The following is a 15,043-nucleotide window of genomic DNA, read 5'->3' as shown; positions in this document are numbered from 1 at the left end:
ATACTTCGCTTTCCACGGGCACGGCTTCAGCTAACTTGGCAAAGAAAGCCGCTTAATCAAGTGGATCTTCAGCTCGTGCTGTTCCCGCAGGAGTCTGCGTATGCTCCCTGCGCTAAGGAGCAGGCTGATTAAAGAAAGCGTAGACTTTTTCCTTGAGAACCAACAAGCCATCTTAAAAACGTTTGTCTGGAAGTAGGTATTTCTTTTCATGAAAAACAGCTGGAGTTCCGCCGTTTCTCCTGTTCTTGGACTTTCTGCTTGTTTTCCCAGCCGCCCGCGGAAAGCGCAGGGTATTTCCGCAGCGTCGAACTCCAACTCAACAAAAGTAAGAAGTCAGGAAGACGCATTCAAACTATGTCGTAGTTTATTGAGATGCTCAGCTCAAGGATTTTTTTTATTTAATAAAAGGATTTTTGCAAAATTTGTTGAATCTATTATTAACCCTCTAGCATCTGATAACTAATTTTTTCAATGTCCTCGTAATACTTTGCATGTGTCCTGCTGATTAAACTGCTAAATAAACGGCCGGCTTCTCCTTCGAGTGCCTTGATTCCTTCTCCTGTAACGCCTCCTTTGACGCATACCTTTTCAATGAGCCCAGGTAGGCTGTAATGCCCTTGCTCCAACAATTTTCCATAACCGATCAGCATATTTTCCATTAAACTTGTCGCTTCCTGCTTGGTGATGTTGGTATCACGGCAGGCAGCTTCGATGAATTCCTGTGCCAAGTAACTGAAGAAGGCAGGACCGCAAGAAACGATGTCGGATGCTATGCGAGTCACTTTTTCTTCAATGACCTGCGGATTGGAAAATAGCTTGCTGCTTTGGAGTAGGTATCCCTTCATTTCTTTTGTCACCGTTTCGCCAAAGCTGAACAACGTTGTCCCGCAAAGAGTGCGATTCGTGATACTTGGAATCATCCGGGCGACCTGACAGGGTACTAGTTGTTCCAATCGCTGGACGGAATATGGACTTGTAATTGATATAAGGCATTGTTCACTGGCAAGTCCGCCGTGAATTTCGGTAATAAGCGAATAAATTTCCGTCGGTCTTGCACAAATGAAAAGGATATCGACAGCGGTTGTAAGTTCATTTTTGTCCTCCAAGACATGAATATCAGGATAAACCGCTTGTATAGCATGGGCTTTGCTGATGGTTCGGTTGGTTATAAAAAGCTGATCCGGATCGATAACACGGGATGACATCCATGCTTCGATAAGGATTTGCCCCATATTTCCCGTCCCAATAACTCCCCATTTCATTTCATCAACTCCCTGCGTGTTTTACCAATCTATTGTATGAGCGAATAACCTGTCCTATGAAAACCTTGTTAACAAGGAGGAAAAAAGATGAAAATAGTGACAAAACATATCCGGATCATTTTAATACTTGTCGGTATAGGCATTCTGACTGCTATTTACTTTCTTGGTGTACCATTGACAGCCGAAGAAGGAAACGCTCTATCCTTACCAGAGGAAGTGAAGGACGCTTCCGGAACGCAAACAGAAAAAAATGAAGACCAATCAAATCAGAACAAGAAAGAGGAAGTATATGTAGATATTAAAGGAGAAGTGAAACATCCGGGTGTTTATCCTTTATCTGCTGACAAAAGGGTAAAAGATGCCATTGAATTGGCAGGAGGGTTTCTTGAAAAAGCAGATACGGATTCGGTAAATTTAGCGCAGAAAGTGCAGGACGAACAAGTGATCATGGTTCCTGCCCAAGGCGACCAAAATGAAAAATCCGCTGATGAAACGGAACAGGGGAACAGCAAGATTCCAGTGAACACTGCGGACGCAGAAGAATTGACAAAACTGCCGGGAATCGGCCCATCCAAGGCAGACGCGATTATTCAGTACCGGGAAGAAAATGGCGGTTATCAGCAAAAAGAGGATCTGCTTGATGTAGGGGGAATAGGAGAGAAGACTCTGGAAAAAATCGCTCCCTCTATCCAAGTCCCATAGAGTATTGACGAGAAATAATGCTGGGGTTAAACTAAATGAAACTGTGGTTAAGGTGGTAATCAATTTGGAAAGAATATCATGGAATCAATATTTTATGGCACAAAGCCATCTGCTTGCATTGCGCAGTACTTGCCAGCGTCTAATGGTGGGGGCCACCATTGTCCGAGATAAACGCATCATTGCGGGGGGCTACAATGGAAGTGTGTCTGGCAGTGTTCATTGCATTGATGAAGGCTGTTATGTGATTGACGGCCACTGTGTACGGACCGTCCATGCGGAAATAAATGCGCTCTTGCAATGTGCGAAGTTTGGAGTCGCTACAGAGGGAGCAGAGCTCTATGTCACCCATTTTCCTTGTCTCCAATGCTGCAAATCGATTATCCAGAGCGGAATCTGCAAGGTCTATTATGCTGAGGATTATAAGAATCATCCTTATGCTATAGAACTTTTCCATGACGCGGGAGTACAAACGGAAAAAGTGAAGCTGGAAGAGGTTGCAGTAGATATCCACGTACAGGAGAAAAAGCAATACGTGAATCAATTGTTGGACAAGCTGGAAGAAGCGGGAAAAGACGAACGCGAACTCACTGCCATTAAGCAGGAAGCAGAGCAGTTATTCCGTGTATAATCTTATTAACGAAGTTTGGAAGAGAGAGCGGTGAAGGGGAACTGGCATCTAATAGCTTTGGCAATGCTGGCGAGTTCCTTTCCCGTTTTCCTTCATAAATCCATCGTTGTATTCTTTTTCCTCCTCTGGATCACCATGCTCTATCTACTCAATCGATTGACCGGCAGGCAACTGTTGCTGGTTATCTCCTCACTCGTCCTGTTTAGTGGATGGATAGTTTTCACTCATGAACTTTCTCCTTCTCCTGATTCTGATCCCGACATCATTCAAGGCAAAATCATCGGTTCTATTCAAAAAAGTCCTGAAAAAACGGTGTTCACTGTCAAAGATACATCAAGCGGGCTCAAGACCTTGGTCACTTACTTTAACAACCAGGACAAAAACGGAAATAGCGGGCCGCCTTTCGAACAGCTGCGAAGGGGTGCGGACTGTCGTATAAAAGGTCGATTCGAACTTCCCCCGCAGGCTACCAATCCAGGTGAGTTTGATTATCGGGAATATTTGAAATCGAAGGACATTTCCTATCAATTGATTCTCTCTTCTACAGACAACATCGATTGTAAAGGCTCCTCTTATCTGCATTACGTCGATCAAATTCGATCCTCGGTTCTTCGTTATAATAATTCCCATTTAAGTTCCTTTTCCGCATCTTGGCTCAATGCGCTTTTAATCGGAGATGATACGCAGCTTCCGGAAGAGCAATCAGACAGGTTTCAAAGGTGGGGGATCAGTCATCTGCTTGCGATTTCGGGATTGCATGTTGGTTTGCTGATGGCTATTTTTTATCATCTTGCTGTAAAAACCGGATGGTGGACGATAGAAAAAATTCAATCTGGCTTGATCGCTATTCTGCCTATTTATGCTATTTTGGCCGGTGAATCCCCCTCCGTTTGGCGTGCATGTTTATTGGCCGTCCTGTTGATTGTCTGTAAAAAGTTAAAATGCAGCCTCTCCCTCACGGATTGTCTCAGTCTTATTTTTATCGGGTTAATGGCAGGGAATCCTCGACTCATCATGCAAACAGGGTTTCAATTCTCCTATCTCATTACCTTTGGCTTACTCCTCTCCAAAAAGTTTTTTTCCAAATCGTTTTCCTTCCTTTACATCAGCTTGTCAGTAAGCCTCATAGCCCAGCTTACAATCCTGCCCATCCAACTGGACACCTTTTATTTTTTTCAGCCGCTATCCATCATATTAAATCTGTTTGTCGTACCTTACTTCACTCTATTTGTCATGCCCTGTCTACTGACTCTTCAATTTTCTGTTCTAGTGATAGCCCCTCTTTCCGCTTACCTCGATAGTGTGTTTTTCAGCATTCATCGCTCGATGTTATTGTTGTTAGGAAAACTTGACCGACTTATTGATTTTTCATGGGTTATTGGTGATTTTCCTGTCGTCATGTATTTTCCATACTTTATATTTCTGATTATGTTTATGGCAAAAGTGACTGCTGAAAGGCGGTTTCAGGCATTGCTATACGGTTCGTCATTGGTAGCTTTGCTAGTAACGATATCGCTCGCCCCATTTTTTAATCCTAATGGAAAAGTGACCATGCTGGACGTCGGGCAAGGAGATTGTTTTGTCATAGAGCTTCCTCATCGTAAAGGAGTGATACTGATCGATGCTGCCGGCGCAACCTCGGCCGATTTTCATTCATCGACAGACAAAGTTTATAAACAAATAATCAAGCCATATCTGTACTACAGGGGTATTACAACCATCGATGGACTATTTTTGTCTCACGGTGACATGGATCATGACGGAAGTGCTCCTTATTTGCTCCATGATATGGAAGTGAAAAAATTGATTACGAGTCCTTATTATCAATTTGATCATCAACTGACAGACGAATTGGAAAAAAGGGGGACGCGTGTCGTTCAATTAAATGCCGGCCAGTCCATTACGGTCGGCGGACAAACGTTATTTATTCTGTCCCCGACGCGTGATAGCGGGAATCCTAATGACAATTCATTGGTATTGTTTTCAAAAATTGGAGGGAAACGCTGGTTATTTACAGGAGACGTTGGAAAAGAAGCGGAAAAGGCTGTAACCGATGCTTATCCGTACTTGCGTATCGATGTATTGAAAGTAGCTCATCACGGAAGTAAAACCTCCACTTCGAAAGAAATTCTCCAACAGACAACACCCAAAGCCGCCTTGATATCTGTGGGTAAATCAAATCGTTACGGCCACCCTCACCAGGAAGTGCTTGAAAAGTTGAGGCATTTTGATACTTCCGCCATGCGGACAGATCGGCAGGGTGCAGTGTGGTACTCTTTTTTCGGCCAAGATGGAACATTTTATTCTTTTCTTCCATAGAATGATCATGTAGTCGGAAGCAATCCATTACCAAAAAGAATCAGAACATGGACATTAACAATTAAAAAAAGAGACTGCGTCATACAGTCTCTTTCCTTGCGTACCATACTTATTCAGGATCCGATCACTTTTGCGAAGACACCAATGAAGAAAATGATGAAAAAGAAAAGGAATGAGAAAATAAATCCTTTACCAGAATCAATCACATCATTATTTTTGGATTGGACATCTCTTTCAAATTCGTTCACATTAACCCCTCCTATAACAATTTTAGTATAAGACATTCCCGTCAAAAAATCCACATTTGATTGTAATTTAACTTGTTTATATGTACTTACCTTTGTTAGCAAGACTTAACACCCATATATAAAGATAAACTGGTCAATCTATACCCAAGAGCAAAATGTCGCAGGCATAGCATTTTCCCGGGGTTGTTATGCCTGCGTTGATATAGATTGCTTTTTCTTGAGGAGGAGACAGTTCGCTCTGTTTCCTCCTTTCTGTCATGAACCGGCTTGCAAGGAAGACGTTTTCGTTTTACGATTGTCTTACAAGGATGGAGTGAACAGAATGAATTATTTTGAGGTTTTAAAGGAAATTAAGAGTAAGCATTTTTCTCCAATATATTTATTATATGGTACTGAATCTTATTTAATGCAGGATATCCGTCAGCAGCTGCTGTTGCATGCACTGTCGGAGGAAGAAAGGGAAACGGGTATCACTACATATGATTTAACGGAAACATCCATCCAGGAAGTGATCGAGGATGCGGAGACTTACCCGTTTTTAAGTGAACGGAAAGTGATCATTGCAAATAATGCGGTTTTTTTAAAAGCAAAACCTGACAAGGTGGCTGTCGAGCATAGTCTTGATGCACTTCAAGCATATCTGGCTGCACCAGCGGAATATACTGTGCTTGTGATTACAGCACCATATGAAAAGCTCGATGAACGGAAGAAAGTGACGAAATCGTTAAAGCAACAAAGCGCCTTCATTGAATGTCAGCCGGTGAAGGAATGGGAGCTCCCGAAATGGATTGAGAGTTTGGCGAAGAGTGCGGGAGTGGGAATCGATGAAGAAGCTTTTGATATTATCGGGCAGGAAGTGGGAACCAATTTGCTCATGCTGAAGCAGGAAATCGATAAACTTGCACTTTATGCAGGGGGAGAAGGAAGGATAACGAAGGAAATCACCGAGCAGCTCATTGCCCACAATGCCACGACCTCTGGATTAAAGCTGGTAGATGCAGTCATTGAAAAGGATTTAAGTAAAGCTGTTCATATTTATAAGGATTTGGAAAAAGCGAACGAAGATGCAATCGCTTTGCTGGCATTACTGGCTTCCCAATTCAGAACGGTCATGCATGTAAAGGTGCTGCAGAAAAAAGGATATTCACAAAAGCAAATGGCCCAGCAGCTGAAGGTACATCCATATGTGGTGAAGATGTCACAAAAACGTGAGAAAAGCTTCACCCTTGATGAGTTGCAGCAAATCATTAATCTATTTACGGAAACGGATGCAAAAATCAAGCAGGGCAAAATGGATAAAGCCCTTTCTTTTGAACTGCTTCTTTATCAATTGATCCATCATCGGCAAACCAGAATGGCCAATACCAATAGATAGCAAAAGAGGGACTGAAGGAAGCAATCCAACTTCCGCCAGTCCCTCTTTCCAGCTATTGAATTGATCAAAACCCAGTTGGCATATAAGTTCTTCGATGCCGATCAACTCTGGTTTAAGAAAATAAAAAACGATCCTGCGTCAGGATCGTTCGTGTTGGTCATAAAATCAGCAGCCCATTAAGCACTAAGTTCATTGACTATTTTTGCAAGACGGGCTTTTTGGCGGTTGCCTTTGTTTTTGTGTACGATACCTTTTTGAACAGCTTTGTCAATTTTATGAGTTGCTTTTCGAAGCGCTGTTTGCGCATTTTCGACATCATTGCTATTAACAAAGTTTTCTACACGCTTAATCTGTGTACGCATATCCGTCTTGAAAGATTGATTGCGCAAGTGGTGATCGTTATTGGTGCGGACACGTTTGATTGCAGATTTAATATTAGCCATTTAGTTTCACCTCCATAGAAAACATCACTGAAATGTTAATTTGGAACAAAAGCCATTTTACCAAAGCGCATGCCGCTTTTCAATAGCTATCTTCCAGTATAAACGATATTCCGTATGATTAACAGCAAAATCGGCAACCCTAAACATTAAAAAGGGAGGCCCCATCATGAATAAGGAAGAACAAAAGAAATACCAAGTAAGAACCGATTTAGCAGTTGAAGCAAAAGACATGTATGTAGAAAAAGAAAAAACGGATGACAGCAGCATAAAAGGTGTTACCACAAAGGAAAGACAGGAAGGTGACATCACAGTAACCTATGTGCAGATAGATGAAACGGGGGCAAAAGCGCTCGACAAAAAAGCGGGAAGCTATGTGACGATTCATTCGGAGGCTGTAAAAAAACAGGATACCAAGAGCCAGGAGCAGACCGCGAAAGTATTAGCCAAAGAAATGGGAGAGCTGATCAAGCAGAGTAAGCTTCCTAAGGAAGCCACTTGCCTTGTAGTGGGACTTGGCAATTGGAATATTACCCCGGACGCACTCGGACCGATGACCGTTGAAAAAGTCATGGTTACCAGCCATTTGTTTAACCTGCATCCAGAATATGTAGAAGACGGCTATCGGCCGGTATCCGCGATGACCCCTGGGGTGATGGGCGTGACGGGGATTGAAACGAGTGATATTATTTTTGGATTGATCAAGCAGGTGGAACCCGACTTCGTGATAGCAGTTGATGCTCTTGCTTCCAGATCTGTGGAGAGGGTGAATGCCACCATACAAATTTCTGATTCGGGTATTCATCCAGGATCGGGAGTCGGGAATAAACGAAAAGAAATTAGTGAGGATTCCCTTGGAATTCCTGTAATTGCTATAGGGGTGCCGACTGTCGTCGATGCTGTGACAATAACCAGCGACACAATCGATTTCCTTCTGAAGCATTTTGGGAGAGAGTTCAAGGAAAAGGATAAGCCTTCAAAGGCTTTGACACCTGCCGGGATGTCTTTCGGTGAACGGCAGCTTACAGAAGAAGACTTGCCGGGCGAGGAACAAAGAAAAGCGGTACTAGGCATGGTGGGTGGTTTATCAGAGGAAGAAAAGCGCTCGCTCATCAAAGAAGTCTTGACCCCGTTAGGGCATAATCTGATGGTGACTCCAAAAGAGGTTGACGGTTATATGGAGGATATGGCCCATATTATTGCGTCAGGCCTCAATGCTGCCCTGCATGAAAATATCAATGTCGAAAACTTCGGTTCCTATACCCGCTGATCATAATCCATAAATTCGATGTTCTACTCTTTCTTGTCTGTTCATAGATTCTACTAAAGATGATAGAAAAGACAGGAAGGATGGAACCATGAAAAAGCAGACTAAAAAAACCACTATTCACGAATTCGTGCACAAAACGAAGCCCTGGTATAGAAATGGAAGTGTACTCATTCTCAGCATAGCGGCATTGTTTATTTTTATAGGGGTCCTGACGACGATTCAACCTGCCTATCGGTTATCCTCCAGTACAATCAATGAATGGACAAGACAGATTAAAGGTTCTTCGTTCCTCTATCTGGTAGGTATGGAAAACAGGGCATTCGAGAGTGCGTATCCGGATGACTATCAACCACTCCATACATCGGATGTGGCTTTCAGGCTGACCACGAGTTTAAAACCGGAAGACCCTCGCAGTCTGCTCGGAAAGGAGCTTCCAGGATTCCAGCAGTTTGATCGGGAAATATTGGTTGCGGGTGAAGGGACAAACTATACCAATCTTACAGTTGAATCTTCTGCCCCTCTCGATGTGGTTTTGAAGGAAAGAGAGGCTTCTCTTCCAGAGGAACAGGATAAAGAAACAGAGGAAAACGAAGGGGAAAAAGAGGAAGAAGATTCTTCCAGTCAGCCGACTACAGGCGACAGGAAAGTAGTGTTTATTTATAACACCCACAATCGGGAATCCTTTTTGCCGCACTTGCCTGGGGTAGATAACCCGGATGAGGCATTTCATGCTGAAGTCAACATCACCAAAGTGAGCGATGAATTGAAAAAACGCTTAGAAGAGCACGGGGTCGGAACACAAGTTGATCATACAGATAACACAGGCGAACTTCAGGAAAAGGGCTGGGATTATACAGCCGATTCTTATCGGGCCTCAAAGCCGGTGGTAGAAGCTGCGCTCGCCGGCAATAAAGATCTGCAATTTGTCTTCGATCTGCACCGGGATTCCATGGGAAGAGATGTCACGACCAAACAAATCGACGGGAAAGATTTTGCAAAAATAATGTTTGTGTTAGGCAGTGAAAACAAACATTTCGAAAAGAATTTACAACTCGCCAACAAACTACATCATTTAATGGAAGAAAAGTACCCGGGCCTTAGCCGAGGTGTCGAGAAGTATGGCGGACCGGGAAGGAACGGTGTGTACAACCAAGATGTTTCCGAAAATGCATTGACTATTGAATTTGGCGGCGTCGACAATAACATGGATGAACTGTATCGTTCGGCCGCGGCTTTGGCAGAAGTATTCAGTGACTATTATTGGGATGCAGAGAAGGTTCAGGGAAATCCTTAGGAGGTCGGCCAATGGCGAAGGTGATGTTTAGTTTATTGATAATGGTGCTGCTATTCCTTGGAGGGATACTTACAGGGATCAACCAGGTATCAGAAGGGACGGATCGTCCAACGTCTGTCGTCGAGCTAGTTTCAGGAAAAGATGAAAAAGCACCTTTGATAACGGTCAAAGAGCCGGAAACGGAGTCAGTCCTGGCCGCAGACAGAGACTATGAACCAGTTGAGGAAACCCATTTTACACAGAAGCTGGCCGCTGCTCTAGGGAGTTTTCTGAGCTGGCTCTACAATCAATTGATTGTCGCTATTTACCAACTGGTACAAGTGTTTTTCTGATAAAAAAGGATGATTAATTATGTCTAGTGGAAGTGTCAGCAGGATGTCGAAGGCAAGAATAACTGCCGGAAACATACTGCTGTCATTTATTTGCGGGAACTCCACTGTTTTCGTTGAATGTATTGCTGCCTACTGCTATAATCAATGCTAGTTATCGTTGCTCGAAAAATAGGAGTGATCATCATTGGTTAATGCAAGGAATCAAAGTAGAGTACGCAATTTTTCCATCATCGCTCACATCGATCATGGAAAATCAACACTTGCCGACAGAATTTTGGAAAAAACAAAGGCACTTACTTCCCGGGAAATGAAGGAGCAATTCCTCGACGCCATGGACTTGGAACGGGAACGTGGAATCACGATAAAGTTAAATGCTGTACAGCTGAAATATCAACGCGACAATGGAGAAGATTATCTATTCCATCTGATCGATACACCTGGTCATGTAGACTTTACATACGAAGTGTCGCGTAGTTTGGCAGCTTGCGAAGGTGCTATCCTGGTGGTGGACGCTGCCCAGGGAATAGAGGCCCAGACATTGGCGAATGTGTATCTTGCGCTTGACAACGATCTGGAAATCATTCCGGTCATTAATAAAGTCGACCTTCCAAGCGCTGATCCGGATCGAGTCAAAAAGGAAATTGAAGATGTAATCGGAATTCCGGCCGATGACGCGATTCTCGCTAGTGGGAAATCAGGACTCGGGGTAGATGAGATACTGGAACAAATCGTCGAAAGGATTCCGGCCCCGCAGGGAGACGCAGAAGCGCCATTGAAGGCGTTGATTTTCGACTCCTTGTACGACCCTTACCGCGGCGTGGTCGCCTACATATGTGTGAAAGAAGGCTCAGTAAAAGTAGGCGACAAGATTAAAATGATGGCGAATGGAAAAGAGTTCGAAGTGAACGAGCTGGGGGTATTCAATCCGAAGCCATTCCAACAAAATGAATTGACAGTAGGAGATGTAGGTTATTTGACGGCCTCCATCAAAAACGTGGGTGACAGCCAGGTCGGTGACACTATCACACTAAGTGGGAGGCCGGCGGCTGAACCTCTGCCAGGATATAAGCGCTTGAACCCGATGGTGTTTTGCGGGATGTATCCGGTGGACGCGAATAATTATAACGATTTACGCGAAGCGCTTGAACGCTTGGAGTTGAACGATTCTTCCCTGCAATATGAAGCAGAAACCTCACAGGCGCTCGGCTTTGGGTTCCGTTGTGGTTTTTTGGGCATGCTCCACATGGAAATCATCCAGGAACGGATCGAGCGTGAATTCAATATCGAACTGATTACGACAGCTCCAAGTGTTATCTATCAAGTCGCTTTGACAGACGGCGAAGAGATAGAAGTGGATAATCCTTCTGTCATGCCGGATCCGCAAAGCGTCCAGGAAGTAAGGGAACCATACGTGAAAGCGACGGTAATGGTGCCCAATGATTATGTAGGTGCGGTTATGGAGCTTTGCCAGAAGAAGCGTGGCGACTTCATTGATATGCAGTATCTCGATGAAGTCCGGGTGAATGTCGTTTATGATATACCGCTCTCAGAAATTGTCTACGACTTTTTTGATCAGTTGAAATCCCAGACAAAAGGGTATGCGTCTTTTGATTATGAATTGATCGGCTACAAGCAATCCAACCTTGTTAAGATGGACATCTTGCTAAACGGGGATACGATCGATGCATTATCGTTTATTGTCCATAGGGATTTTGCATATGAACGAGGGAAACAGATTGTAGAAAAGTTGAAAAATTTGATTCCGCGCCAGCAGTTCGAAGTTCCTGTACAGGCGGCCATCGGCAACAAAGTGGTTGCCCGCTCAACAATCAAAGCGATGCGGAAGAATGTGCTTTCAAAATGTTACGGCGGAGACATTTCCAGAAAAAGGAAGCTGTTGGAAAAGCAAAAAGAAGGAAAGAAGCGGATGAAAATGGTCGGTTCGGTGGAAGTCCCGCAGGAAGCCTTTATGTCAGTGCTGAAAATGGACGAAGAGTAAAATAAAATCTTGCTTCATCATTCTGGCTTACTGCCTACCGGCTGATCAGGCTTCTGTTTACACAAAGATAAGAGTAAATAGTGAAGGAGCTGTTCTTTCTGGAACAGCTCCTTCACTGATAACAACAAGCTACACTGCAATTAGCAGAGAAAGGGCGACACCAAATGGTCAAATCCGTTTATATTCACATACCTTTTTGCCAGCAAATTTGCCATTACTGCGATTTTACTAAATTTTATTATAACGAAACACTTGTGGACGAGTATCTCGATGCTTTGGAGAAGGAGATGTCCACTTATATTGACGAACCGAAACAATCCATGAACACTATATTTGTGGGCGGCGGAACGCCTACAGCATTGAACAGCAGTCAATTGGAAAAACTGCTCCAAATGATCGACAGATATTTCGAAGTGAACTCCTGTGAGGAATATTCCTTTGAAGCGAATCCTGGAGACTTAGATGACGAAAAAATCAAGCTTTTGAAGCATTATGGAGTACAAAGGATATCGATGGGGGTCCAGGTCTTCGACGATGAGATGTTGGAATTCATTGGAAGGGTGCATCGTGTGAAAGATGTATATCAGAATGTGAATGCCTTAACTCGACACGGTTTCCAAAATATCAGCATCGATTTGATATACAGTCTGCCTGATCAGACGTTGGGACATTTTGAACGGACACTTCATGAAGCTTTGTCTTTCCAGCTTCCTCATTATTCAGCCTATTCACTGCAAATTGAGCCGAAGACCATTTTCTATCAACGTTACAAAAAAGGGAAGCTCCATAAACCGAAGGAAGAAGTGGAAGCAGAAATGTACCAGCTGTTGACTGAACAAATGGAGGCGCACGGGCTCGCGCAATATGAAATCAGTAATTTTGCCAAACCTGGTTATGAGAGCCGTCATAATCTAACGTATTGGAACAATGATCATTACTATGGAATGGGAGCTGGGGCACACGGTTACTTGCCTGGCGAAAGAACTGTCAATTTAAGACCTTTGCCGGCATATGTAGAGCAGGCGTTGAAGGATGGAAAACCGGTACTCCATACAGAACCGATAGGTCTGAAGGAGCGGGTGGAGGAAGAAATGTTCCTCGGCCTTCGCAAACGCCAAGGGGTTTCGAAGCAAAAATTCCGCCAAAAGTACGGGCGGGAGATTGAACATCTCTATGGAAATGAAATAAAGCAGTTAAAACAAAAAGGCTGGCTGACTGAAAAAGCCGGATTTTTACAGCTTACATCCGAGGGCCTTTTGTTTGGAAATGAAGTTTTTCAAGAATTCCTTTTGGATGATGATTCGCTGGAGCTTACTTATTGACAAGAAACTTCCCATTTGATAATTTAATAGTAGATTTAGCACTCGCTGCATAAGAGTGCTAACAGGGGTGATCATCGATGTTATCAAATAGACAGCTGCTCGTATTACAAGTTATTATTGATGAATTCATCACTACTGCACAACCAATTGGTTCCAGAGCTATTGCCAAAAAGGATGAAGTTACCTTCAGTTCTGCGACCATTCGAAACGAAATGGCGGACTTGGAGGAGTTGGGCTTTATTGAAAAAACGCATTCTTCTTCAGGAAGGGTGCCTTCGGAAAAAGGATACAGATTCTATGTGGATCATCTTTTGTCCCCGTTTTCTTTATCCAACTCCGAGCTGGAGATAATCACGCATACTTTTGAAGAGGAAATGCTGGAATTTGAACGGGTTGTGCAAAAGTCAGCCGGAATTCTTTCCGACTTGACGAACTATACATCTATCATTCTAGGGCCTGAGGTCTTTGAAACAAAGTTGAAGCAGATGCAAATCATCAGCCTTACGGCAAACACAGCTGTTGCCATCCTGGTTACCAACACCGGCCATGTCGAACATCGGTCTTTTAATGTACCGCATGAAATCAATGCGGCCGATCTGGAAATACTGGTCAATATACTGAATGATAAATTGGCAGGTGTGCCGATCATCAAGCTGGAGGAAAAGCTGAAAGCAGAAGTAGCGGCATTGCTGAGAGAACATACACGCGATTATAAAACGGCCTACCATTACCTTAACGGGGCTTTGTTTGAGGAGCATCCGGTCAAGCTCTATGTAGGCGGCAAAACCAATATATTGATGCAGCCAGAGTTCAAAGACGTGGAAAAAATACGGTCGCTATATTCCATGATGGAGCAGGAAGAGCTTGTGGCGAGCCTTCTCCGAACAGAAAAAGACGGGATCAAAGTCTCTATTGGACAGGAGAATAAGCTTGATGCCATGCAGGATTGCAGTTTGATCACCGCGACTTATTCTATCGGTGACCAGCAAATGGGAACACTTGCCTTGCTTGGGCCGACGCGGATGGAATATTCCAGGGTGATCAGTCTGTTGAACGTGCTTTCGAAAAGGTTGACCAATACTTTCCGCTCGCTGTATGAAAGGGAATAATTGCGGGCATAGCTGGTATGATGGGAGGCATTATTTCCCATCCCTTCTTTGTGTACAGACAGAATGATTTTTTTGAAATAGTCACAAACGTATTAATTTAACCCACACCATTTTCATGATATATTCTACAATGGTTATGATGGAAGAGGTTGCTTAGGAGGTGACAATCGTGGAAGAAAAAGATCAGGAAAAACAAGAACAGGAAGTAGTGGAAGAACCTGAGCAGGAGCTGGTCGAAGAAACAGCGGAAGACTCCGGCAATGTAGAATCGGATCAGCAGGCTTCACAGGAAATCGAAGCATTAAAGAAGGAAAAGGACGACGTATATCAGCGATTGTTGAGATTACAAGCTGAATATGATAATTTCCGTAAACGCACGCAAAAAGAAAAAGAGGCAGATCTTAAGTATAAGTCGCAATCGCTTGTGTCCGAATTGCTTCCTGTTGTCGATAATTTCGAAAGAGCACTTGATACAGCGCCAGATGATGAATCGACGGCAGGATTTGTGGATGGAATCAAAATGGTTTATCGCCAATTGAAGGATGCTTTAGAAAAAGAAGGCGTCGAAGAAATCAAGACAGAAGGCGAACCGTTCGATCCTACGATCCATCAAGCAGTTATGCAGGTGGAAGATGATCAATATGAATCCAATGTAGTAGTACAAGAATTGCAAAAAGGCTATTTGCTGAAGGACCGTGTCGTCAGGCCGGCCATGGTGAAGGTCAATCAATGACTACATATGC

14 protein-coding genes are annotated in these 15,043 nt (G+C 43.6%); 11 read left to right on the top strand and 3 right to left on the bottom strand.

All coding sequences use genetic code 11. The features are described 5' to 3' along the window. Positions 1 to 437: 437 nt before the first annotated feature. Positions 438 to 1,262: a late competence protein ComER gene (gene comER, locus F6X55_RS15435; protein WP_026569885.1), complete on the bottom strand. Its 825-nt coding sequence runs from the start codon at positions 1,260 to 1,262 to the stop codon at positions 438 to 440. Positions 1,263 to 1,349: 87 nt separating this feature from the next. Here comER and F6X55_RS15430 point away from each other — a divergent pair, with 87 nt between their 5' ends. The 3 genes from F6X55_RS15430 to F6X55_RS15420 all read left to right on the top strand — a co-directional run bounded on the left by F6X55_RS15430 (position 1,350) and on the right by F6X55_RS15420 (position 4,911). After that, a complete protein-coding gene (locus F6X55_RS15430; protein WP_153464621.1) occupies positions 1,350 to 1,964 on the top strand; it encodes a helix-hairpin-helix domain-containing protein in 615 nt (204 codons plus the stop codon). 64 nt (positions 1,965 to 2,028) lie between these two features. Further along, on the top strand, positions 2,029 to 2,592 hold the full coding sequence (locus tag F6X55_RS15425) for a ComE operon protein 2 (RefSeq protein WP_026569886.1): 564 nt from the start codon (positions 2,029 to 2,031) through the stop codon (positions 2,590 to 2,592). Positions 2,593 to 2,622: 30 nt separating this feature from the next. Continuing rightward, positions 2,623 to 4,911, top strand: a complete 2,289-nt coding sequence (locus F6X55_RS15420) for a DNA internalization-related competence protein ComEC/Rec2 (RefSeq protein WP_153464619.1) — start codon at positions 2,623 to 2,625, stop codon at positions 4,909 to 4,911. Between the two features lie 113 nt (positions 4,912 to 5,024). Here the strand turns inward: F6X55_RS15420 and F6X55_RS15415 are convergent, their stop codons facing one another. Then, positions 5,025 to 5,159 (bottom strand): YqzM family protein, encoded by a 135-nt coding sequence (locus F6X55_RS15415; protein ID WP_026569888.1) that lies wholly within the window; start codon positions 5,157 to 5,159, stop codon positions 5,025 to 5,027. A gap of 322 nt (positions 5,160 to 5,481) precedes the next feature. Between F6X55_RS15415 and holA the strand changes: the two genes are divergently transcribed. Then, the gene (gene holA / locus F6X55_RS15410; RefSeq protein WP_026771145.1) at positions 5,482 to 6,534 is read left to right on the top strand and encodes a DNA polymerase III subunit delta; all 1,053 of its coding nucleotides are present in this window, start codon (positions 5,482 to 5,484) and stop codon (positions 6,532 to 6,534) included. Between the two features lie 176 nt (positions 6,535 to 6,710). Here the strand turns inward: holA and rpsT are convergent, their stop codons facing one another. Further along, complete coding sequence (gene rpsT / locus F6X55_RS15405; protein ID WP_026569890.1) at positions 6,711 to 6,977, bottom strand: 30S ribosomal protein S20; 267 nt, start codon at positions 6,975 to 6,977, stop codon at positions 6,711 to 6,713. Positions 6,978 to 7,143: 166 nt separating this feature from the next. Here rpsT and gpr point away from each other — a divergent pair, with 166 nt between their 5' ends. The 7 genes from gpr (at position 7,144) to grpE (ending at position 15,033) form a co-directional block, all read left to right on the top strand. After that, positions 7,144 to 8,244, top strand: a complete 1,101-nt coding sequence (gene gpr, locus F6X55_RS15400) for a GPR endopeptidase (protein WP_026569891.1) — start codon at positions 7,144 to 7,146, stop codon at positions 8,242 to 8,244. A gap of 88 nt (positions 8,245 to 8,332) precedes the next feature. Further along, positions 8,333 to 9,538: a stage II sporulation protein P gene (spoIIP, locus tag F6X55_RS15395; RefSeq protein WP_153464617.1), complete on the top strand. Its 1,206-nt coding sequence runs from the start codon at positions 8,333 to 8,335 to the stop codon at positions 9,536 to 9,538. A gap of 11 nt (positions 9,539 to 9,549) precedes the next feature. Continuing rightward, entirely contained in the window at positions 9,550 to 9,870 is a 321-nt protein-coding gene (locus F6X55_RS15390; protein WP_026569892.1) for a DUF3679 domain-containing protein, read from the top strand. Between the two features lie 184 nt (positions 9,871 to 10,054). Further along, the gene (gene lepA / locus F6X55_RS15385) at positions 10,055 to 11,869 is read left to right on the top strand and encodes a translation elongation factor 4 (protein WP_026569893.1); all 1,815 of its coding nucleotides are present in this window, start codon (positions 10,055 to 10,057) and stop codon (positions 11,867 to 11,869) included. Positions 11,870 to 12,033: 164 nt separating this feature from the next. Next, positions 12,034 to 13,191, top strand: a complete 1,158-nt coding sequence (gene hemW, locus F6X55_RS15380) for a radical SAM family heme chaperone HemW (RefSeq protein ID WP_026771149.1) — start codon at positions 12,034 to 12,036, stop codon at positions 13,189 to 13,191. A 77-nt stretch (positions 13,192 to 13,268) separates the two neighbouring features. Further along, the gene (gene hrcA / locus F6X55_RS15375; protein WP_153464615.1) at positions 13,269 to 14,300 is read left to right on the top strand and encodes a heat-inducible transcriptional repressor HrcA; all 1,032 of its coding nucleotides are present in this window, start codon (positions 13,269 to 13,271) and stop codon (positions 14,298 to 14,300) included. Between the two features lie 169 nt (positions 14,301 to 14,469). Beyond that, positions 14,470 to 15,033 carry a nucleotide exchange factor GrpE gene (gene grpE / locus F6X55_RS15370; RefSeq protein ID WP_026771150.1) on the top strand — a complete coding sequence of 188 codons (564 nt, stop codon included), beginning with the start codon at positions 14,470 to 14,472 and terminating at the stop codon, positions 15,031 to 15,033. The last annotated feature ends 10 nt before the right edge of the window (positions 15,034 to 15,043 follow it).

Source organism: Sediminibacillus terrae, assembly GCF_009602435.1.
Classification (GTDB): domain Bacteria; phylum Bacillota; class Bacilli; order Bacillales; family Amphibacillaceae; genus Sediminibacillus; species Sediminibacillus terrae.
This window is presented reverse-complemented; position numbering and strand designations above follow the sequence as displayed.

Coding starts and splice junctions, on each gene's coding strand:
- rpsT (WP_026569890.1), bottom strand. CDS start 6,977: ATGGCTAATATTAAATCTGCAATCAAACGTGTCCGCACCAATAACGAT.
- gpr (WP_026569891.1), top strand. CDS start 7,144: ATGAATAAGGAAGAACAAAAGAAATACCAAGTAAGAACCGATTTAGCA.
- holA (WP_026771145.1), top strand. CDS start 5,482: ATGAATTATTTTGAGGTTTTAAAGGAAATTAAGAGTAAGCATTTTTCT.
- F6X55_RS15390 (WP_026569892.1), top strand. CDS start 9,550: ATGGCGAAGGTGATGTTTAGTTTATTGATAATGGTGCTGCTATTCCTT.
- comER (WP_026569885.1), bottom strand. CDS start 1,262: ATGAAATGGGGAGTTATTGGGACGGGAAATATGGGGCAAATCCTTATC.
- hemW (WP_026771149.1), top strand. CDS start 12,034: ATGGTCAAATCCGTTTATATTCACATACCTTTTTGCCAGCAAATTTGC.
- hrcA (WP_153464615.1), top strand. CDS start 13,269: ATGTTATCAAATAGACAGCTGCTCGTATTACAAGTTATTATTGATGAA.
- F6X55_RS15430 (WP_153464621.1), top strand. CDS start 1,350: ATGAAAATAGTGACAAAACATATCCGGATCATTTTAATACTTGTCGGT.
- spoIIP (WP_153464617.1), top strand. CDS start 8,333: ATGAAAAAGCAGACTAAAAAAACCACTATTCACGAATTCGTGCACAAA.